This is a genomic window from Coleofasciculus sp. E1-EBD-02 (assembly GCF_040218245.1).
Taxonomy (GTDB): domain Bacteria; phylum Cyanobacteriota; class Cyanobacteriia; order Cyanobacteriales; family Coleofasciculaceae; genus Coleofasciculus.
Genome location: NZ_JAVJQN010000142.1, coordinates 1 through 21,207, shown reverse-complemented (window position 1 = coordinate 21,207; position 21,207 = coordinate 1). Strand labels below are relative to the sequence as shown.

The window sequence follows — 21,207 nt, the reverse complement described above, 5'->3', positions numbered from 1 at the left end:
TTCTTCTGTTCCCAGACGTTTCATGGAGACGTTCCACCGGAACCTGGTAGCGCCCTTGGCAATGTGCCTGTTTTGCCTTCTGCCTTGTCTCCACTAAAAAGGCAGTATTAACCCCTGGCGATCGCAGATGAAAAAATTAACTCCAAGTTTAGAGTTTGTAGTCAGCGCTAAAGCGCTGATGGTGCTAAAGTACCAACTACGAACCCAGTTTGATAACCTGCTTCTCACCGAGGACTTGGGTTCAGGGCTTCAGTTCATGACGCAAACGAACATAATAGTATAGTTACCTCTATCACTGTCGCTTATCCCCAGTCACCATCGTGTCCCAGGTTGTTCTCGAAAACGTCTACAAAAGCTTTCCTAGTCGCCAGGAGGGGTCAACTGTTGCGCCTGTGACGACAGAACCCTTACTCACACCTAGCGATGAAGCGCCACTGGTAGCCGTTGATCAATCGTCTCCGTCATCGGGAAGCATCAATGTTTTGCGGCGGATTAATCTGAGAGTCTACGATGGCGAGTTTATGGTATTGGTGGGTCCTTCGGGTTGTGGCAAAAGTACCCTGCTGCGGGTGGTTGCGGGATTAGAGGAATTAACCGGGGGTAAAATTTGGGTAGGCGATCGCATGGTGAATGATTTACCCCCGAAAGCCCGCAATATCGCCATGGTGTTTCAAAATTATGCCCTTTATCCGCACCTGACGGTCTACGATAATATTGCCTTTGGCTTGCGGCGGACAAGGGTGGGATTAGACTACGAAAAGCCTACCACTGAGATGCCGCTTTGGGTCGAGAATGCTTTAATCAGGATAACGCGATCGCTTCCCAAACAATGGCGTTATTTCTCCGATCGCGAACGGGCGATTGATGATCAGGTGCGTTATGTCGCCAAACTCCTACAAATTGAACCCCTGCTGAATCGACGCCCCAAACAGCTATCTGGGGGACAAAAGCAACGAGTCGCCCTAGGGCGTGCGATCGCCCGGAATCCCCAAGTCTTCCTCATGGATGAACCCCTCTCCAATTTAGATGCCAAACTCCGGGCGGAAACCCGCAGTCAAATTGTGCGCTTACAACGCCAATTAGGAACCACCACCCTATATGTCACCCACGATCAAACCGAAGCCATGACGATGGGCGATCGCATCGCAGTGATGAATCAGGGGGAAATCCAGCAAATCGCCCCTCCCCTAGAACTTTATAACTACCCGGCTAATCGCTTTGTCGCCGAATTTATCGGTTCACCGCCGATGAACTTTATTCCGGTTCAATTTAAAGCGCCACTCTTGATTCAGCATCGCCAATTTCGACTCACGCTTCCAGAGGTTTGGCAATCCTTTTTGCAAGACTATGATGGACGGTCTTTAATTCTAGGAATTCGTCCCGAACATTTGAGTGTAAGTGTTCCCGCCCCCAAAAACTTATCGGTTACTGTTGAACAAGTCGAAGCCTTGGGAAATGATACCTATTTATTAGTCAAACTGGATCGCAAAACCCGGTTACAAGCCAGAATTCCCGCCGATCATGTCGTCAAATTCGGCGATCAAATTTGGTTATCGATTAATGCGGATAAAGTTCATTTCTTTGACGATAGAACAGGTCAAGCGATTCGATCTAATTAGCTGAATCTTCACGGCATCTAGCGCAACGTGAGCCATGTCACGTCTGTAGGGGCGGGTTTCACTATTATCTTTTTGGTTGCATCCAGATGTAACTAAACCCGCCCAGACTCAGGTTTGTTTCTCCTGGATAAAAGTAGAGACGTTGCATGCAACGTCTCTACAATGGTGCCGAAAGTCATAATCGATGTGTCTACGGCTATAACATCTAAAACCTCAGATCAAAAACCTGCTGGGGGGAGAAGTTAAACAGGGGAAACGTTGGGGAAACAAGGGGAGTGTTTTCCGTAAATGGAGTCATCAGATATTCTCCCTCAACCAAAGTATTAACAAAAAAGGTGGGTTGTTTGGGGCTGCCAATAAACTTTCTTGGTCCTAATGCGGCATAATCGACAATCCAATATTCCTCAATACCCATTTCCTCATAATCTCGAAGTTTATTATAGTAATCGTCACGCCAATTCGTTGAAACAACCTCGACGATTAATTTAACTGAATCAGGATTTTGAATAATCGATTCGCTTTCCCACCGAGGTTCTGCACCAAGAACGTCTTGGTTTAAAACAATGATATCGGGTTCATAGCCTGATTTTTCCCGTTTGGGTTTAACAATTGATTCTCTAGGAATCGTCCAAATGCCGCCTTTCCCCATTTGCCGGATAATTATGAAGAGTTGTTCGATAAGGGAACCTGTTAGAGTTGAATGTTTTCCCTTGGGTTTTGGTATTTCGATAATTACTCCGTCATGCAGTTCGTACCGAACTTCTGAATTTTCGGGATACCAGTTGATAAATTCATCAAAGGTGTAGAGTTGGGGTTGAGTTTGGGGTTGAGTCATAAGCGCTATAAATCGATAATTTATGCTTTGTAATTCATTGTTGTTCTCAAAAATAGTGGAAGAGATTTTACAGGTTTAATGGGCGCAAGCCTTGCGCCCCTACGGTTTCTACCCAAGGGAAAATCATCAGGTAGCTTCTCCCAGGTAATTGTAGGCTTAGCTGTTACCGTTGTCATCACCTATCCTCTCCCTATTCGTAAACCCTATTGTAGATAAAGATAAAGCGCGATCGCAGAAATTGATACACTCAGTTAAACAATAGATAACCTTGTTCTATTCTTTCATCTCCTCTGCGTTCCTCTGCGCTTCCCTCTGCGTTCCTCTGCGTTAAATCAACTACCAAATTGTCCCATCAACTCCCTCAAGAATCATGAACACGATTCAAACGCAGCCGGAAATATTGACAATACAAATCGCACCGAGGCGTAACCTCATTCCCTTGCAGATTCACCAATCCCATACTATGTAACTTAAATCCTTGCATCGGTTCCAATTGTATCGGAGAATCAGCCGTAACCACCTTCTTCAACGCCGTAGCCAACTCCGGATGTTGGGATAAATTCCATAAATGTCGCCGCAAATGATCACCATACAATCCAGCATCGGTTGGTGCTGTAGCCAACAGTTGCGCTAACGTAATCTCTTGACGTGCGATCGCGTACAGCGCCAGTCGGACTAAATAGGGATGACCCCCAACCATTGCCATTAATTGTTCTACCTGATTCGATTCCCAGGCTAATCCGTGACGCTGGGCTAAATCTTGAACTTGTTCGGCTGCAAACTCCGGTAAATCAATCGGTAATCCCACATTAAAGGGAGACTGATTAATATCCATGGGAATATAGGCTTCCGTCGAATGCACCACGACTAATCGCAGTTTACGCCATATTTCTCTATTTTTCGCCTCTTCATGCCACGATCGCAACAAGCCAAAAAAGTCAGCCGTGAGTTCGGGATAATGAAACACCCGATCCACTTCATCTAACCCTAACACCAACGGTGTGGCAATCGTTGCCAATAAATACCGCTCAAAATAGGACTTACAACTCACCTTACTGCCAAACGTCTGACTCCAATACTTATCCAAGCGATCGGGTAATTCCAGTTCTAAAGTAATCACCGCACAAAACCACTGTAAGAAGCGATCTAAATTCGTAAAAACGTTACTATCCGCTAATTGAAAACTTAACGGAACGGTGGCATAATTAAACTGAGTGCCTCGATGTAAAATCCGTGCCATTAACGAGGTTTTCCCCATTTGTCGCGGCGCTTTAATTCGGATTAAGGAACCGGGTTTAGCCACCGCTTCATAGCAACGCTGTTCAACACCAGGGCGTTCCACATAAAACGCCGAGGCTAATTCGACTTGTCCTCGTGGTAATTCCGGTTCAGCGACAGGTTGAGGCGGATGATTGGGGGTGAGGGAATAGGCACTGGGAAACGTCGAGGATTTTGGATTGCCTTCTGGGGTAACGGTTGGTTGATCAGTACAAAGCCAATCCCGAACTGAGTTTAACACAATCGGCGTATCTTCAGACGATCGCCACTCCTGTTGGGACACCCCTTTGAGATAACCACGTAAGTCATGGTTGAGTAATGTCCAAGGGCAATTAATCCGAATCGCCAAAATATCAGGTTTCCCCTCTGGATGTTGATCCCGCCGCCGTTTTGCCCATTGCACCTCTTCGGTTACCATCTCACTCGACGCCGCCAGAGGGGATAATAATAACACCACGCGATCGCAACGGTTTAATTCGGCATAAATTTGCTGCAATCCCTGGGTTGCCATGCGGAGACTACCATTAGCAATGAACACCTGACACCCTTGGATAGTTAACGCCGTTTCTATTTGCGTCGCAAGGCTTTTATCCGGATCAGTGCCACAATGATAACTCAGAATAACCTGAGGTTGATTGGTCGCCGCCAGCGTATCTCCAGGGATTAAATTAGGTAAATTGTTGGCAATGGCAGTAATTAACTTAGAACGGTGAGATGATCCTTTATCTTCGTTATTGTTTAGGGCAAATATCTGACAGATATTCTGGATGTGTTTTCGCACCGTTCCTTGAGAAATACAGAGTTCTGCCGCAATTTCCCCATCATTTTTTCCGGCGACAAATTGCTGTAAAACTTCCTTTTGTCGCGGCGTGAGTTTGGTAAATGCGTTGGTGAACTCTTGCTGATCCATTATCCTGAGAAACAGTCATAAATAAATTGTAACGGCAGGTTGATCTATTCTGACAAGATTGTACCCAACACCATTATTCTTATAACTCCTCACCCTTGAGGCTTTTCTTTTGCTGAACGTAGCTCTGAAAATCAGCGAGGGTCAATTCATCCAACCACTGGTGTCGCTCGACCGTGTAATCTCCATAGCCGACTTCCAATTGTTGCAGGAAGCGGAGCATTCCTACCACCCCTAAAGAGTCAACTAAAGCTTGATATCCTTGTTTTCTCAATTCAGCTAATTTCATTACTATCCTCCTGTAAAGTTGCCATCAACCAAATCACGGGATTTTCTACCGTTACGTTGATTGAATCTCTATAGTGTTGAGCTTTTCGCAGCAGCCTGTCATCGGTAGTCAGGAAAACATCAGCGCCCCCCGCTTCAGCAAAAGCCAGATGTAAGGCATCATAGAACTTAAAACCCAGTTCCATCAAGGTGGTGGCTCTCAATTCAATTGCCTCGCTGGAAGGAAGTAGGCGGGTAGCAACGGATAAGATGGAGTCCAGTTGCTCTTTTTTGAAAGGGTCTGGATTCCTACTGATTTCAAAAGCAATGGCATCGCTGTTGAGTAACACCCATTTCTCCTCCCGACATTTTTGCAGGAGAGAAATCATCGCTTCCGCTTCTAGGCGAATTCTAGATTGTTGCAGGTCGTCAAGGGGTCGGTTGAGACAACAAACGTCGGCATAAATGACAGGTGGTTGCACCATGAGCAAATTTTCGGTAACAGTATGGCTCCAAATACTGACCCTCTCAAATCTTCTCACCCGCCCTTATTCATAAGTAGTCAGACAGTAGTCAGACAAAATTAAAGTTAACGGTTGAGATTAGGTAACTTTTAACAGGGAACAGTAACGATTTGAGACTCCTTAACATTTCTTTGTACAGTGTACAGAATTTATGTCCAGTTACTTAATTTTAGTTGTCTTTGTCGGCAGAGGACGGAGGAACAAAAGGTTCCTCAATGTCCCCCTTTAGATCCCCCTCCCGTCCCCCTTTAGATCCCCCTCCCGTCCCCCTTAAAAAGGGGGAAGCCAAAGGATGCTTCGCGTTTTGTTCCATGGGGGAAGCCAAAGGATGCTTCGCGTTTTTTAAGGGGGATTTAGGGGGATCTCTTATTTAGTCAGGGTTTTAACCTTAACTTGACACCAATGCCCGCCCCATCTTCCAGACGCGCCATGACTCGTCTGGAACCTTCTGGGATTAACCGGGTAAATCCGTACTCCCCATCAAATAGCGATCGCACTCACGGGCAGCACCTCGTCCTTCGTTGAATGCCCAAACCACCAAACTCTGACCCCGGCGACAGTCTCCGGCGGCAAAGACACCGGGAAGGCTGGTGGCATACTTCCCATAATCGGCTTTTATATTACTCCGGGCATTGCGTTCTAAGCCCAAAGCATCCAGCAGGGGTTGTTCGGGTCCGAGGAAACCCATCGCTAAGAGGACAAGTTGGGCAGGAATCACTTTTTCCGTACCTGGAACCGGACTGGGAATAAATCGACCTTGCTCATTTTTCTGCCACTCGATTGTCACTGTATGCACCGCTTTTACATGTCCTTCCTCATCGCCCTCAAACTTAGTCGCGGTGGTGAGATAGGAACGGGGATCAGCGCCAAACTTCGCCGCCGCTTCTTCCTGCCCGTAATCCATGCGATAAATCTTGGGCCACTCGGGCCAGGGGTTGTCGGGGGCGCGTTCTAGGGGCGGCTGGGGCATAATTTCCAGTTGCACTAAACTCTTACACCCGTGGCGCAGGGAGGTGCCAACGCAGTCGGTTCCGGTGTCACCGCCACCAATAATCACCACATCTTTGCCTTCGGCTGAGATAAAGTTGCCGTTTTTGCTGTTATCTAAAAGCGCTTTGGTATTAGCCGTCAGGAAATCCATGGCGAAGTGGATACCCTTTAACTCCCGTCCTTCGATGGGTAAATCCCGTGGTTTGGTCGCGCCCGTGCAGAGTACCACCGCGTCAAATTCTTTGAGTAGATTCTCGGTGGGGAAGTCTTTGCCCACTTCGGTGTTGCAGATAAACTTAACCCCTTCTTGTTCAAGCTGGTCAAGGCGACGCTGGACGACTTGCTTTTTGTCCAGTTTCATGTTAGGGATGCCATACATGAGTAAGCCGCCAGGACGATCTTCCCGTTCAAATACGGTGATCCAATGACCGGCTTTATTGAGTTGGGCAGCCGCACAGAGTCCAGCCGGTCCAGACCCAATAATTGCGACTTTTTTCCCGGTGCGCTTGGTTGGAGGTTCGGGTTCGACCCAGCCTTCCTCCCAGCCTTTATCAATAATCGAACATTCGATATTTTTGATGGTCACGGGGGGGTTATGGATACCCAGGACACAAGACCCCTCACAGGGCGCTGGACAGACGCGACCCGTAAATTCGGGGAAGTTGTTGGTTTTGTGCAGGCGATCGAGTGCCTCGCGCCATCGACCCCGATAAATCAGGTCGTTCCACTCTGGAATCAGGTTGTTGATTGGGCAACCGCTTGCCATACCCTTGATCATGGTTCCGGTATGGCAAAATGGCGTGCCGCAGTCCATACACCGCGCCGCCTGAGTTTGGAGTTTTTCCTCTGGCATGGGCAGATGGAACTCATCCCAGTTGCCAATGCGACTGTCGGGTTGCAGTTCTGAGGGCAATTCGCGCAGATATTCGATAAAGCCAGTTGGTTTTCCCATAGTGATGCCTCAAGTTTAGAGTAGGGTATAGTTGTTGCTAAGGTATCATTCGGTAAATTGGCGATGGTGATGCAGTCCCTAGACTATTTTGGCGGCAAATCCTCACCAATCGGTCGTTGACGGTGATCGGTGACCAACTAAGCGGATGGAAGACTGTCTAGAGACGTTAAAAGCAACATCTGTACCAAGTCAAAAGTCAAAATCAGAGATATTTTGTAGCATTTGTTACATTTTGTCAATCATTTTGGCGTTTAAATGCGAGGTTGAGTTTAATAAAAGGTTAGATTTGCTGCGGTTCAGTGGCTAGGATTCATTAAGGTTTAGGTTCTCATTGAAGACGGCTAGAGATAGGATACAAAATAATTGCTTCTAGGGTTTCATATTTTCACATTTTTTTATAAACCAACCTCCGTTTCGTTGGCGTCGGAAGTTAGCCCTGAATTAAAATTCGGGCTAAGAGCTAAAACCCGTTAAAACGGGTTAATAACTTTAATTGTGTCCACCTACTTATGGTAAATGACAAATGACGAATGACGAATGACAAATGACGAATGACAAATGACAAATGACAAATGACAAATTGTCCGGGTTAAGGATTCGTTTAAAGAGGGTGATCAAGTTTGTATTGTCATGGAGTATATTCAGGGGCAAGATTTAACCCATGCCAACCGACTGACAGAAAAAGAAGCATTACACTATATTCGCCAGATTGGTTCAGCGTTGATGGTGGTGCATGAGAATAACTTAGTGCATCGGGATGTTCGACCTGCGAATATTATCATGCGTCAGGGGAAACGGGAGGCGGTGTTAATTGATTTTGGGTTAGCCGTGGGATTTGATAACCCGCTGACGACGATTAATCCGACAACCGCCGATGGGTTTACACCCCTGGAATTATATCATGTTGATGCTGAACGCGGCGCTTATACCGATGTCTATTCTTTAGCCGCCACATTGTATCAATTATTAACCGGAGAAAAACCGCCCAGTGTCCGCGATCGCAGTTTGGCAAGGGCTAAATTAAAGCCACCTCAAGAAGTGAATCCCCAAATGAGCGATCGCACGAATCAGGCGATTCTCCGAGGGATGGCATTAGCCCCGGAAGAACGTCCCCAAACCATACAGGAATGGTTGGATTTATTGGGTGTGGTGTCTCAAATTCCCCAACCTTGGCGCAATTGGAATTTGACGATTTGGTTAACAATTATTGGTACAATTGCTGGGGTTTTGAGTATGATTGCTGGGTTTTTAGCGCTTAAGCCGCAATCAGCACCACCGCCAGAAACTACACCGGAAATAACGTCAACGTCACAACAGATTCAGCCAGAAACACGTTCCCTTGATCTGACCCCTCCCTAACCCTCCCCTTGCCAAGGGGAGGGAACAAGGAACGCGGTTATGGCATGATCAAACTATACGGTAATCTCAAAACAAAAAACGAATGGAGACACTAGAACTTAAACTCGATAAAAAGACCCTCGAACTGGCGCGATGGTTAGCCGAGTCGCGCCGTTGTAATCTATCTGAACTGATTACAGACGCCATCAACAAGCTGGCTGTTAAAGAATCGGCACAAGACCGGATAATGGGAATGTTTGCTGATGAACCTGACGTTGTTGATGAGATACTAGAAGAGATTATGCGCGATCGCGCTGCACATCCTCTCAATCAGAACTGTGAACAAAGCACTCCTTGACACTGATATTTTTTCCGAAGTGCAAAAAGGCATAAATTCCAATATTGTCACCAGAGCTAGGGCGTATCGCGATACCTTCGGTTCCTACACAATTTCGGTCATTACAGTTCTCGAAATTATCAAAGGCTGGCATAAGCGTCAACGGCAAGACCGCATTCAACAGTTTCTTAATGTTATCACTGATGTTGAAGTGTTAAATCTGGATTTGTCCAGTGCTGAACTAGCAGGGCGAATCTACGCCGACTTAGAACGTACAGGGCAACCCATTGGTCTTGCTGATACGATGATTGCAGCTATAGCGATGCATAAGAATTTGACGTTAGTAACTGGTAATGTATCTCATTATCAACGCATTCAATTGTTAGGTTATAAGTTGCATCTAGACAACTGGCGAGGTTAATCATACAACGTGGCACTACAGCTACTAGGAATAATATTAGGAGAGTGGGCTGTTCAACCACAAATGAGTTAAAATTGGACTTTGAGTATCTGACTGACTAAATTCCCAGAAAATAATTCCCCGTGATGGTAAAAGCAACTGGCTATGCAAATTCGAGACTACTTCAACTTTCTTGCTCCTGATGATATCCGCATTCAGGACAGTCGCATCGGGATTGAAAGCGTTCTTTACGAGTATATTTACCGAGCTAAAACCCCTGAAGAAATCGCCCAACAATTTGAAAGTATTACTCTAGAACAGGTTTATGCGACGATTCTTTACTATCTACACAACACTGAAGAAGTGAGTGCTTACTTTGCAGATTGGTTAGCGTTTTGCCGTCAACAGCGAGACGAGCAAAAACATAATCCTTCTCCGGCACGACAGAGATTACGCAAATTGAAAGCAGAGGCAGAAGTTCAGCAAAAATAGTCTGATTTCACCCTCTTCCCCTAACCCCTTCTCCCATCGAGGGAGAAGGGGAACCGGACTTATTAATGATAAAAAATGTAGCTGGCTAGGTCTTCTCTTGCTCCCCTCTCCCCGGCGTGGGAGAGGGGCTGGGGGTGAGGGGTTTATAGCTAAACGATGACACCCCTAATCAACAAACATCCTGATTTCATCTACCGATTGTGACAAAATCAAGACAGGATTATCGCAAAAATCATCAATGGTCTGGGTCAAGGGACAAAAATTACACGGTCGTCGCTACGTCATTGAACGAAAACTCGGTCAAGGTGGCTTTGGTATCACCTACCTGGCAAAAGACAGAAAATGCAACCCCCTCGTCATCAAAACCCTGAAAGACGAGGTGATACCGTAGGTTGGTATCAGAAAGATAAGTGGATAGGACGGAGTGATATCACCTATAACCTAAATGCTCCTCAGGGGCATATCCCCTTAGGGAGGTGTGAGCGTGGTGTTAGAGGAAGTCAGATGGTTATAGTTTTTTTTGGGAGGTATGGTCTCTCTTCTCTCGCGTCGAGACTTGTAAAATGTAACATATAAAGGTTTCAGCAAAATGTAACGATTTACAACAGAGGCAAAATCCACGAAGTCTTTCGGGTTCTACGTTTCCGATACCTGACACCGCTCCCACCCCAAAGCCAAAGAAACCGCCTGTGGATTAAAACAATTAGCCAAGACAAATTTGTAAGCAACCTCATACACTTCTAAGTCAACCATAGTCAGCCCTGAATTAAAATTCGGGCTAAGAGCTAAAACCCGTTAAAACGGGTTAATAACCTTATACAATAATTCAGTAAGCTTTAGCTTACTTTAGCTTTGAGCCTGAAATTTATTTCAAGGCTCTCAAATTTCCACGTTGATAATTTTCATATATAATTCGCTACGTGGCAAAATTATCAATAATAGCGCGATCGCGATTAGGAATCATGACCGCTTTTTCTAGGTTGATCGGTAGGGGCGACCCGCCTGCATCAATGAACAATGGTGTCCATTCAATTGACTCGGGTCGCCCTGTGATCCAACCCTTGGGAAATGGTGCGTTACGCTTCGCTGTGATCCAACCCTTGGGAAATGGTGCGTTACGCTTCGCTGTGATCCAACCCTTGGGAAATGGTGCGTTACGCTTCGCTGTGATCCAACCCTTGAGAAATGGTGCGTTACGCTTCGCTAACGCACCCTACAGTAACTTGTTCAGGTTATGCCCCACAATCCTAGCTACCGCTAATCCGGGCTAAATCGCGGGCGTTTTCTTCAAACGCCGCCGTCAGCGCATCATCGCCACTTAATCCGGCTTCCTGGGCTTTATTTAAACAAGCCAATACCCGCTTGTAATCCCTGGGTATTACCTTGACAAACTTCGGCACCATTTCTGTCCAATTCGCCAAGATAGTTAACCCCAGTTGACTCTTGGTGTACTCGACGTGTTTGGCAATCATTTGATGGATGATTTCAATCTCCTCCTCATCTTCCAGTTTCTCCAAGTCGGACATCTGGGTATTGCAACGAGTGGCAAAATCCCCTTTCTCATCCAACACATAGGCGACACCGCCACTCATTCCTGCGGCAAAATTGCGCCCGGTTGGACCCAAAACCACCACTTTACCCCCCGTCATATATTCGCACCCATGATCACCCACGGCTTCAACTACCGCGTTAACCCCTGAGTTGCGGACACAGAACCGTTCACCTGCCATTCCCCGAATATAAACTTCACCAGAGGTTGCGCCATAGAGGGCGACATTACCGACAATGATATTCTCACGGGGGACAAAGGTGGAACGGGCGGGAGGATAGAGGATTAATTTACCCCCGGATAATCCTTTGCCAAAGTAGTCATTGGCATCTCCTTCTAGTTCTAAGCTGACACCCTTGGGTACAAACGCGCCGAAGCTTTGACCCGCACTCCCTTGGAAATGCAGATGGATGGTATCCTCCGGTAAACCTTGCCAGTGGCGCTTGGTGATTTCATTGCCTAAAATTGTGCCAACCGCCCGATTGATATTCTGAATCGGTAGGGTAGCGGTTACCTTTTCACCTTTTGCGATCGCGCCTTTGCATAAGTCTAGCAGTACCCTCATATCCAGGGACTTATCCAACCCATGATCCTGGGGAATCTGACAATAGCGCCCAATTTCGGGTCCCACATCCGGTTGATAGAGAATCTGGGATAAATCCAATCCCTTCGCCTTCCAATGATCCACCGCCTGCTTCGCTTCCAAGACATCAACACGCCCCACCATTTCATTTAGGGTGCGGAATCCTAACTGTGCCATGATTTCCCGCACTTCTTGGGCGACAAAGGTCATGAAGTTCACCGTATGATCGGGATTGCCGATGAAACTCTGACGCAGCTGGGGGTTCTGAGTGGCAATTCCCGCCGGACAGGTGTTTTTTTGACAAACTCGCATCATAATGCAGCCCAGGGACACCAGAGGTGCCGTAGAGAAGCCAAATTCCTCTGCCCCCAATAGCGCCGCCATGACCACATCACGCCCGGTCTTCATTTGACCATCGGTTTCCACCACAATCCGCGATCGCAGATCATTTAATACCAAAGTTTGATGGGTTTCCGCTACCCCTAATTCCCAGGGTAATCCGGCGTGTTTAATCGAGGTTTGCGGGGATGCGCCGGTTCCGCCATCAAAGCCGGAAATCAATACCACATCCGCATGGGCTTTGGCAACCCCCGCCGCGATCGTTCCTACACCCACCTCAGACACCAGTTTCACATTAATCCGGGCGTTGCGGTTGGCGTTTTTCAAGTCATGAATTAACTCGGCTAAGTCTTCAATCGAGTAGATATCGTGGTGGGGTGGGGGTGAGATTAAGCCGACTCCCGGCGTCGAGTTGCGTACCTTAGCAATCCAAGGATACACCTTCCGCCCCGGTAACTGTCCCCCTTCTCCCGGCTTCGCCCCTTGCGCCATCTTAATTTGGAGTTCCTTGGCTTGGGATAGATACAGACTGTTGACGCCAAACCGCCCGGATGCGACTTGTTTAATCCCGCTATTCTTAGAATCGCCATTTTCATTTGTCCAGGTATAGCGTTCGGGATCTTCTCCCCCTTCCCCGGTGTTGGATTTCCCGCCAATCCGGTTCATGGCGATGGCGAGGGATTCATGTGCCTCTTTGGAAATTGACCCGTAACTCATCGCCCCGGTTTTGAACCGCCGAGTAATCGCCTCCACGGGTTCCACTTCCTCTAAGGGAATGGGGTCACGTTTCTTGAATTGCAGCAGTCCGCGTAGGGTAAAATGTTGCTGGGTCTGCTCATTAATTAGGGCAGCATATTCTTTGTACAGGTCATAGCTACCCTGACGCACGGCATTTTGCAGGGCGTGGATGGTTTGCGGACTTAATAGGTGTGCCTCACCGTCTTTGCGCCACTGATATTCGCCACCTGCATCTAGGGTATGCCCATTTACGTCTCGGTCAGGGAAAGCGTAACTATGACGCATAATGGCTTCTTGGGCAATTACGTCTAAATCCGCCCCTTCAATCCGGGTGGCTGTCCAGGTAAAGTATTTATCAACAAGTGCCTGTTTGAGTCCAATGGTTTCAAAGATTTGGGCGCCGCGATAGCTTTGAATGGTGGAAATGCCAATCTTGGAGGCGACTTTAATTACCCCCTTGGTGGCGGCTTTGATATAGTTTTTCTGCGCTGTCTTGCTATCGATATTTTCCAGCAAGCCCTGACTGATCATATCGTCAATGGTTTCATAGATCAGATAGGGATTAATTCCACCGCAGCCATACCCAATCAGAAGCGCATGATGATGAACTTCGCGAGGTTCTCCCGATTCTAAGACGATTCCGACTTTAGTGCGCGTCTTTTTGCGGATGAGGTGGTGATGTAATCCAGCCACCGCAAGTAAGGCGGGAATTGGTGCATGGTCTTTATCAATGCCGCGATCGCTGAGAATAATTATAGTCGTTCCGTCTGCGATCGCACTATCTGCCTTCGCACAAATCTCATCCATCGCCGTTTCCAATCCCTTCACCCCAGCCTTTGGGTCAAATAGAATCGGTAGGGTGACAGATTTAAACTCCCCTTCGGACACATATTTCAGCTTTGCCAATTCCTCGTTCGTCAGAATCGGCGTTTTCAGTTCAATTAAATGACAACTCTGGGGTTCAGGTTCCAGTAAATTGCGTTCTGAACCAATCGTGGTTTCCGCCGAGGTGATAATTTCTTCCCGAATCGAGTCAATCGGGGGATTGGTGACTTGGGCGAAGAGTTGCTGGAAATAATTGTACAGTAACTTCGGGCGATCGGATAACACCGCCAATGGCGTATCCGAACCCATGGAACCCACCGCTTCTACCCCATTCTGTGCCATGGGTGCCATTAGCATCCGCAATTCCTCGAAGGTATAGCCGAATGCGATTTGCCGTTGAATTAGGGTGTCGGGTTCCGGTTGGGCTACCTCTGGCGCATCCTTTAACTGTGCCAGTTCCACCATGTATTCGTCAATCCAGTCTTGGTAGGGATGTTCGGTAATAATTGCCTGTTTCAATTCCTCATCAGCAATAATCCGCCCTTCTTCCATATTCACCAAGAACATCCGCCCGGGTTGCAAGCGCCCTTTAAACGCCACGTCTTCCGGTTCCACGGGTAAGACACCCGCTTCTGATGCCATAATTACCCGATCATCTTTGGTCACATAATACCGCGATGGACGCAACCCATTGCGATCCAAAACTGCCCCAATCGTCGTACCATCGGTAAAGGCAATAGACGCTGGACCATCCCAGGGTTCCATGAGACAGGAGTGATACTCATAAAATGCCTTTGTCTCCTGACTCATCGACTCATGATTTGTCCAGGGTTCTGGAATCATCATCATTACCGCATGGGGTAAGGAACGCCCAGACAAGACTAACATTTCTAGGGAGTTGTCGAATATCGCTGAGTCACTCCCCTCTAAATCAATAACGGGCTGAATTTTCTCTAAGTCATCGCCAAACAGCTTCGACTTAAACAGCGACTGTCGGGCGTGCATCCAGTTAATATTACCCCGTAAGGTATTAATTTCCCCATTATGGGCGATGTAGCGATAGGGGTGGGCGCGTTCCCAATTGGGGAAGGTGTTGGTACTAAACCGGGAATGTACTAGGGCTAGGGCGCTTTTGAGATCCGGATCATGGAGTTCGGGATAATATTGTCCCACTTGTATCGGCGTCAGCATCCCTTTGTACACTAGGGTACGACAGGAGAGGCTAGCGATATACCAGCAGGGGTCAATCTCTGACTGACGAATTTCTTTTTCCGCCCGTTTCAGGATCACATAGAGTTTCCGTTCAAAGGTTAAATCATCAGCCAGGTTTGGGGAACGCTGGATGAACACCTGTTGCATGAATGGTTCACCTAGTTTGGCGATACTTCCCAGGGGGGAGTCATCCACGGGAACATCCCGCCACCCCAGAACCGTTTGCCCTTCTTCGGTGGCAATTTTCTCAAAAATCTGGCGACTCTGCTGGCGAATCATCGGATCAGGGGAAGTAAAAATTGCCCCGACTCCATACTGACCCGCTTCTGGTAGGGTAATGTTATCAGCAGCGGCGACTTTCCGCATAAACTGATCCGGGATTTGGATTAAAATCCCCGCACCGTCTCCAGTATTCGGTTCACAACCACACGCACCGCGATGTTCCAGGTTTGCCAGAATCGTTAGCCCTTGTTCCACGATATCGTGGGACTTATTCCCCTTCATCTGCACGACGAATCCGACACCGCAAGCATCATGTTCAAACTGTGGATCGTATAAACCTTGTTTTTTCGGCAGTTGGTTGCTTTTCATCTCAAAATGACCCAAAAACGACGAGGGTTGTAGGGGCGCAAGGCTTGCGCCCGTTTTTCAGTGTAGAGGTTGGAAAGCTATCTGGTGTAACGTAGCGGAAATCAGTATCCAGTGGAAAAAGGTGCAACAGCTTACTATACAAGCGTTTCTTTATTCTACCTTCTGCCTCGGAGTCTCGGAGCCTTCTGCCTTTTACCTTAACGGAGGGTATCCCCGCCGTGACACCATCAGCTTGTTGGATTACGATAAACCAACTCCACCAGAAGTACAAGCCACGCTTTAACAAAACGATAAGATTTGGGGGATTTGGCTTTAATTTAGTTAGGGGTTGAGTTTTGTCGGAAAATGCTTCAAAAAAACAGTATAGTCTGATACTGAATGCCAAAAAGTCATGATTTGTTCGTAGTAAGGGCTTTAGCCCTTCTTTTAAACTGAGGCGAGAACCATTCAATGAACTATCAACCCTAACCCACCCCTATTCAAGCGGGGAATGAATTAAAATTGACAGAACAATTGAATGGGTTAGGTTCAAAAGCGTCATTCAATAAAGGGCGCACGTCTATGCGCCCCTACAAATACCCACCGATTATGGAGAACAAAGAATAGTTCTAAGTTTTTCGGGAATCTCTTCAAAATGCTCTAACAAAAAATCCATAATTGCCAAATGGCGCAAATCAACGGGTTTCGGAGGGCGATGTCCTTGACCTCGGTTAAACCAACATTGTACGGTTCCCAGGGAGCGATCGCAAATATGAGAAATTTGTTCATAGGTGACATCCCATTTGGCATAAAAGTCCCTGGGTGTCATCCCTAATTCACAGTAACAATAAAGGTCAATGATGTACTGTTCACGCCGAGTAATTGGGCGAGGCTGGTGGGGATAGTGGGTATTGTAGCGTCCTCTGGGACTATGCAGAGATGGAGGCGCGATCGCACGGCGAGACTGGCTGGAATAAAGGTAGGAATAGCCATTCTCTTCGCTGGCTGCAACGATATCGGGCATTTTTTCCAAGTCCTCTTCCCAAGCCATATCTGCGGTAATCCAAGCTGCACTGGGAGAATCGGGGGCGAGTTCAATCAGGTAGCATATCGTCCATTGATCACAATCGTGATTATATTCATAGAAGCGCCCCAGAATCACGCCCCAGTCAGGATTTGGAGTTTTCCATTGAACGCGATCGCCTTCTTGGTAGCGAGGGGTGGGGAAAGTGTTGAGTCTTGTGTAGGGGCGGGTTTCACAACTATCGTTTCTTGTTTCCCCAGATGTGACTAAACCCACCCCAACCGAGTGTGGAGTCATCTCCTCTATCTCCTTACCGTGACGCAGGGTATTTAATGCGCCAGCGATGAGTTTACCGTTGAGGCTTTGAGTCAACTGCTGAATAAACAGCTTGGCGAGGATGTTGACTTCAGCATCGGTTAGGTGCATTTGGGATGCATCGAAGTCAATGTCGCTGTAGTGCTTGAGATGGGAGAGGAGTTGAGTAACGCCAACATCCTCTAACCTTTGCTGGGCTGTGGTTTCGGCGGTGTAGCAGGTATCGAATTGAGGCGGTAAATATCTCATAGTATCTTGGGTGCTTTATGCGCTTGTGATAATAATATAACAAAATTAATAAAATAAACACCCTTTTCTCTCAAAAAAAAGAGCAAAGGGAAACCATTTGATCCAAAAAACGTAGGGTGGGTTAGGCGGCATTTAATAGAAGCGAATAACCATTCAATGAGATATCCAACCTAACCCACCGATATTCAGGTGGGGAATTTTTTAAAGTTTGTAGTTTGTCGTAAGGGATGCGAGCTTATCTTTGCTTAAATTACAGACCTCTTGAACAAATTGAGTTTAAAAGCGCCATTAAATAAAGGGCGGGTTTTGTTGTTCAGTTATCGTTAACTAGCCCAATTTAGTCCCTAAACTCGCCCCTACATTCTTGCTCCCCTCTCCCGTGCAACAAAAGTGAAACATCCTTTGTCCTCCCCCCTCGCAGGGGGGAACGAGGGGGGTTGGGAGAGGGGTTGGGGGTGAGGGGTTTCTTTAACTTAAAACGCATAACCTCAGTGCGCCCCTACGTTGTATTACTCAATTAAAATCAACGCTCCATCGGTGTCCAATCCCCCGATAAAATAAACGCCGCCCAATAATAAGGATGTTGATATTCTTCAGAATTTAACATCTCCAATTGTGACTGGCGCAACGCCTCACTTCGTCCTTGATTTTCTAGCAATTTCTGATAATACTTCACCATTAACTCTACTGTCGCCGCATCCGATATTTTCCACAAACTGGTAACTTGACTTTCGGAACCCGCTAAAACTAACGCCCGCCGAAATCCATAGACTCCTTCTCCGGCTTCAAGATATCCTAATCCGGTATCGACTGTCGATAAAACTACCAGTTTTGTCCCCATCAGATTTAATAGTGACATTTCTTGGGCGGTGAGAATCCCATCTTCGCCGCCACTGTCACCCAGGCGGAACCCAGCAAACACTAATCCCGATAGCAGTAATGGATAATTTTCTAATATGGCTTGTTCGGTTTCAGTTTCAGGATTTTCTTCAAAGAAACCATGAGTAGCAATATGTAAAATAGAGGGACGATTCACTTGTTTTACTGCCTGTTCTGTTGCGAACTTCCCCGTGAGTGGAGTAACCTCTAATAACTGACCAATTGCCTCAACTTCCTCGGCGGTTCCAGGGCGGGGAGCAAACTGTTTTGTTGATAAGTCAATTAAGGCAATTATCTCAGATAACTTCGTCATCGCTCTACCGCGAGGTTGAACCACTTCACCAGGACGCTGAAAATAGGGGTCAGCGATTAACAGAGGTGGCTGTTGACTGGGAAACGAGGTTTGTAGTCGGAGTACGTCTCGTCCAGAGGTTAAATAGGAGAATGAATAGGTTTCAATTAAATAGCGGTTATTTTCATCAACTAAAGCTTCAAAAGGAATTAAATTAAGCGTCCCATCGGGAGCAAGTAGGATATGGCGATTGTTGCCAATTCGTTCTCGCACGGGTTCCATGAGAATAGTATCTAATGCACGGGCAGATTGTTTAATTAGGGGAATCGGAATTTGTCTACCATTCTGGAAAAGTTGGCGAAAATCCGCAACTTTTTGATCAATCATATCCGCTGCGCCTAAGTCAATGGCTTCAGGTGTTCCTTGGGAGGAGAGAATGTAAGCCGCATACCGGGGTTCACCTTGATGATAATAGCGTACCAGTTCCACTAATACGGCATCTTCGGGGATTAATTGTTGAATACTTTCGATGGTGACAGGTTTCGATTCAATCCGGAATTGTTCACTGTGACGAGACAGTTGATTTTCCAATTGTTGCACTCGTTGTTCTAGTGATGCGAGTTGCGTGCGGTACTCTTCTGGGGGTAAGGTTATCTCGTTGTCTGATGTTTTATAAATTAGGTTGGTGAGTTGACGATAGGTATCCGAAAGTTCATCGAATAACGCCTGATTTTCTGGGGTTAAATTCTGGCGTAGGCGTTGTAGGGTATTCGTTGATACATCTAAGATGCGTCCTTTGCGTCGGAAAATCGTGGTTAGGGCTAAGTTAGCGGCTTGGGGGGTATTGGGGGCAGAATGAAGATGGAAAGAAGGGGCAAAGTTGGTACTTTCAGAAATCGTTTGTAAGTAATCGCGTTTCTGGCGATTAGAACCAGCGGCGAGGTTAGAGGCGAGGTTATAGTCTTCGATATTTAGTCCTTGTTGGAGGAAGGTGAGGGTATTGTCAATGTCACCGAGTTGAGAGTAGAGAACGGATAGATTATATAAGCTGATAGCGACATGAGGATGTTTTTGTCCCAAGAGGCGTTTTGTCATCTCTAAAGCTTGGCGATAGAGAGGTTCGGCTTCACTGTAGCGTCCTTGACTATCGTACAATAATGCCAGATTATTTAGAGACTGTGCCACATCTGGATGTTCCTCTCCTAAGAGGCGTTTTCTCATCTCTAAGGCTTGGCGATAGAGGGGTTCAGCTTCACTGTAACGTCCTTGATTTCGGTACAATCCTGCCAGATTATTCAGGGAAGTTGCCACATCAGGATGTTCTTGTCCCAAGAGGCGTTTTCTCATCGCTAAAGCTTGGCGAAACAAAGGTTCAGCTTCCGAGTAGCGTCCTTGATTTTGGTACAATAATGCCAGATTATTCAGGGAGGTTGCCACCCAAGGATGATCCTCTCCTAGGAGGCGTTTTGTCATCTCTAAAGCTTGACGATAGAGGGGTTCGGCTTCACTGTAGCGTCCTTGATCATCGTACAATAATGCCAGATTATTCAGGGAGGTGGCTACATCAGGATGATCCTCTCCTAAGAGGCGTTTTCTCATCGCTAAAGCTTGGCGAAACAGGGGTTCTGCTTCACTGTAGCGTCCTTGATTTTGGTAGAGTAATGCTAGATGATTCAAGCTAGTGGCAATCTGAGGATGTTCCTCTCCTAAGAGCCTTTTTCTCATTGCTAAGGCTTGGCGAAACAAGGGTTCAGCTTTACTGTAGCGTCCTTGACTTCGGTACAATTCTGCCAGATTATTCAAGCCAGTGGCGATATCAGGATGTTCCTCTCCTAAGAGACGTTTTATCATCTCTAACGCTTGGCGAAACAAGGGTTCGGCTTCAGCATAACGTCCTTGACTTTGATACAGAATTCCTAAATAAGTCAAACTATCAGCAATATCCCGATGTTCCTCTCCATGGAGGTTCTGATAAAGTGTTAGCATCCGTTCAACTAAAGGAATTGCTTCACTATATTGACCTTGATGGTAAAGCTGTTCAACCTGTTGCTTGAGTCGTTCAGCTTCAGCTAAATCATCCGCTTCATTCGCGATGAGGGATTCTGGATGGGGGAGGGAAGACGGAGGCGGTGATTGACTCAGGGTGATTTTAGGGATGGATAGCGATAAGCCAGCTAGAGATAATCCTGCAAACAAGAGTGTAGTGAGTCGAGTATTCCGATTTGTCATCATAGTCGTCTCCCTTGTTCAATCCAGTACAAACTTGAGATGATTTATTTAGTTTATCCCTAGAACGGATAAAATCAATGTAAGCTACAATCCCCTCTCCCCAAACCCCTCTCCAGGATACTGCTGACGAATTTAATATTATGTCCTAGAATGACCAAAATACATTAGAGCAGCTAACGATTTTATTGGCTTTGAGCCTTCTTTTGTAACATTCGCCAGCAAAGTCCCTTGATGGGAGAAGGGGAATTGGAACAATAAATGATGAAAAATTTAGGTGGCTACGCCTGCAATATAACACCTTTATTACTCCCCTCTCCCCAGAGTGGGAGAGGGGCTGGGGGTGAGGGGTTTCTAGCTTAAGTCAGTAGGGTGGGTTAGGCGGAATTTAATAGAAGCGAATAACCATTCAATTAAATGTCCGCCGTAACCCACCGATGTTTGTAGTTTGTAGTAAGAGAACCTTA

General features: G+C 46.7%; 15 protein-coding genes. 7 read left to right on the top strand and 8 right to left on the bottom strand.

Annotated elements, in window-relative coordinates:
- The first annotated feature begins 320 nt into the window (after positions 1-320).
- Positions 321-1,619, top strand: a complete 1,299-nt coding sequence (locus RIC07_RS22505) for an ABC transporter ATP-binding protein (RefSeq protein WP_446396467.1) — start codon at positions 321-323, stop codon at positions 1,617-1,619.
- A gap of 205 nt (positions 1,620-1,824) precedes the next feature.
- Here RIC07_RS22505 and RIC07_RS22500 read toward each other — a convergent pair whose 3' ends face one another.
- The 5 genes from RIC07_RS22500 to RIC07_RS22480 form a co-directional block, all read right to left on the bottom strand.
- The gene (locus tag RIC07_RS22500; protein ID WP_446396466.1) at positions 1,825-2,454 is read right to left on the bottom strand and encodes a Uma2 family endonuclease; all 630 of its coding nucleotides are present in this window, start codon (positions 2,452-2,454) and stop codon (positions 1,825-1,827) included.
- A gap of 361 nt (positions 2,455-2,815) precedes the next feature.
- Positions 2,816-4,642 (bottom strand): AAA-like domain-containing protein, encoded by a 1,827-nt coding sequence (locus tag RIC07_RS22495; protein ID WP_446396465.1) that lies wholly within the window; start codon positions 4,640-4,642, stop codon positions 2,816-2,818.
- Positions 4,643-4,721: 79 nt separating this feature from the next.
- Entirely contained in the window at positions 4,722-4,928 is a 207-nt protein-coding gene (locus RIC07_RS22490) for a hypothetical protein (RefSeq protein ID WP_446371174.1), read from the bottom strand.
- Complete coding sequence (locus tag RIC07_RS22485) at positions 4,915-5,391, bottom strand: PIN domain-containing protein (RefSeq protein WP_446396464.1); 477 nt, start codon at positions 5,389-5,391, stop codon at positions 4,915-4,917. Before RIC07_RS22485 ends, RIC07_RS22490 begins: the two co-directional genes overlap by 14 nt.
- Positions 5,392-5,884: 493 nt before the next feature.
- Positions 5,885-7,372, bottom strand: a complete 1,488-nt coding sequence (locus RIC07_RS22480) for a glutamate synthase subunit beta (protein WP_446396463.1) — start codon at positions 7,370-7,372, stop codon at positions 5,885-5,887.
- 579 nt (positions 7,373-7,951) lie between these two features.
- On the opposite strand from RIC07_RS22480, the gene RIC07_RS22475 reads away from it, so the two are divergent.
- The 6 genes from RIC07_RS22475 (at position 7,952) to RIC07_RS22450 (ending at position 11,210) form a co-directional block, all read left to right on the top strand.
- Positions 7,952-8,731 carry a serine/threonine-protein kinase gene (locus RIC07_RS22475; RefSeq protein WP_446396471.1) on the top strand — a complete coding sequence of 260 codons (780 nt, stop codon included), beginning with the start codon at positions 7,952-7,954 and terminating at the stop codon, positions 8,729-8,731.
- An 82-nt stretch (positions 8,732-8,813) separates the two neighbouring features.
- Positions 8,814-9,068 carry a hypothetical protein gene (locus RIC07_RS22470; protein ID WP_446396462.1) on the top strand — a complete coding sequence of 85 codons (255 nt, stop codon included), beginning with the start codon at positions 8,814-8,816 and terminating at the stop codon, positions 9,066-9,068.
- Positions 9,049-9,468 carry a PIN domain-containing protein gene (locus RIC07_RS22465; RefSeq protein WP_446396461.1) on the top strand — a complete coding sequence of 140 codons (420 nt, stop codon included), beginning with the start codon at positions 9,049-9,051 and terminating at the stop codon, positions 9,466-9,468. The genes RIC07_RS22470 and RIC07_RS22465 overlap by 20 nt, the downstream gene beginning before the upstream one ends.
- 144 nt (positions 9,469-9,612) lie before the next feature.
- Positions 9,613-9,939 carry a DUF433 domain-containing protein gene (locus RIC07_RS22460; RefSeq protein ID WP_446396460.1) on the top strand — a complete coding sequence of 109 codons (327 nt, stop codon included), beginning with the start codon at positions 9,613-9,615 and terminating at the stop codon, positions 9,937-9,939.
- 238 nt (positions 9,940-10,177) lie between these two features.
- Positions 10,178-10,330 (top strand): hypothetical protein, encoded by a 153-nt coding sequence (locus RIC07_RS22455; RefSeq protein WP_446396459.1) that lies wholly within the window; start codon positions 10,178-10,180, stop codon positions 10,328-10,330.
- A 619-nt stretch (positions 10,331-10,949) separates the two neighbouring features.
- A complete protein-coding gene (locus tag RIC07_RS22450) occupies positions 10,950-11,210 on the top strand; it encodes a hypothetical protein (RefSeq protein WP_446396458.1) in 261 nt (86 codons plus the stop codon).
- Here RIC07_RS22450 and gltB read toward each other — a convergent pair.
- The 3 genes from gltB to RIC07_RS22435 all read right to left on the bottom strand — a co-directional run bounded on the left by gltB (position 11,187) and on the right by RIC07_RS22435 (position 20,743).
- Positions 11,187-15,776, bottom strand: a complete 4,590-nt coding sequence (gltB, locus tag RIC07_RS22445; protein WP_446396457.1) for a glutamate synthase large subunit — start codon at positions 15,774-15,776, stop codon at positions 11,187-11,189. The genes RIC07_RS22450 and gltB overlap by 24 nt on opposite strands.
- Before the next feature lie 586 nt (positions 15,777-16,362).
- Positions 16,363-17,343 carry a hypothetical protein gene (locus RIC07_RS22440; RefSeq protein WP_446396456.1) on the bottom strand — a complete coding sequence of 327 codons (981 nt, stop codon included), beginning with the start codon at positions 17,341-17,343 and terminating at the stop codon, positions 16,363-16,365.
- Positions 17,344-17,866: 523 nt separating this feature from the next.
- Complete coding sequence (locus tag RIC07_RS22435; RefSeq protein ID WP_446396470.1) at positions 17,867-20,743, bottom strand: CHAT domain-containing tetratricopeptide repeat protein; 2,877 nt, start codon at positions 20,741-20,743, stop codon at positions 17,867-17,869.
- Between the last annotated feature and the right edge of the window lie 464 nt (positions 20,744-21,207).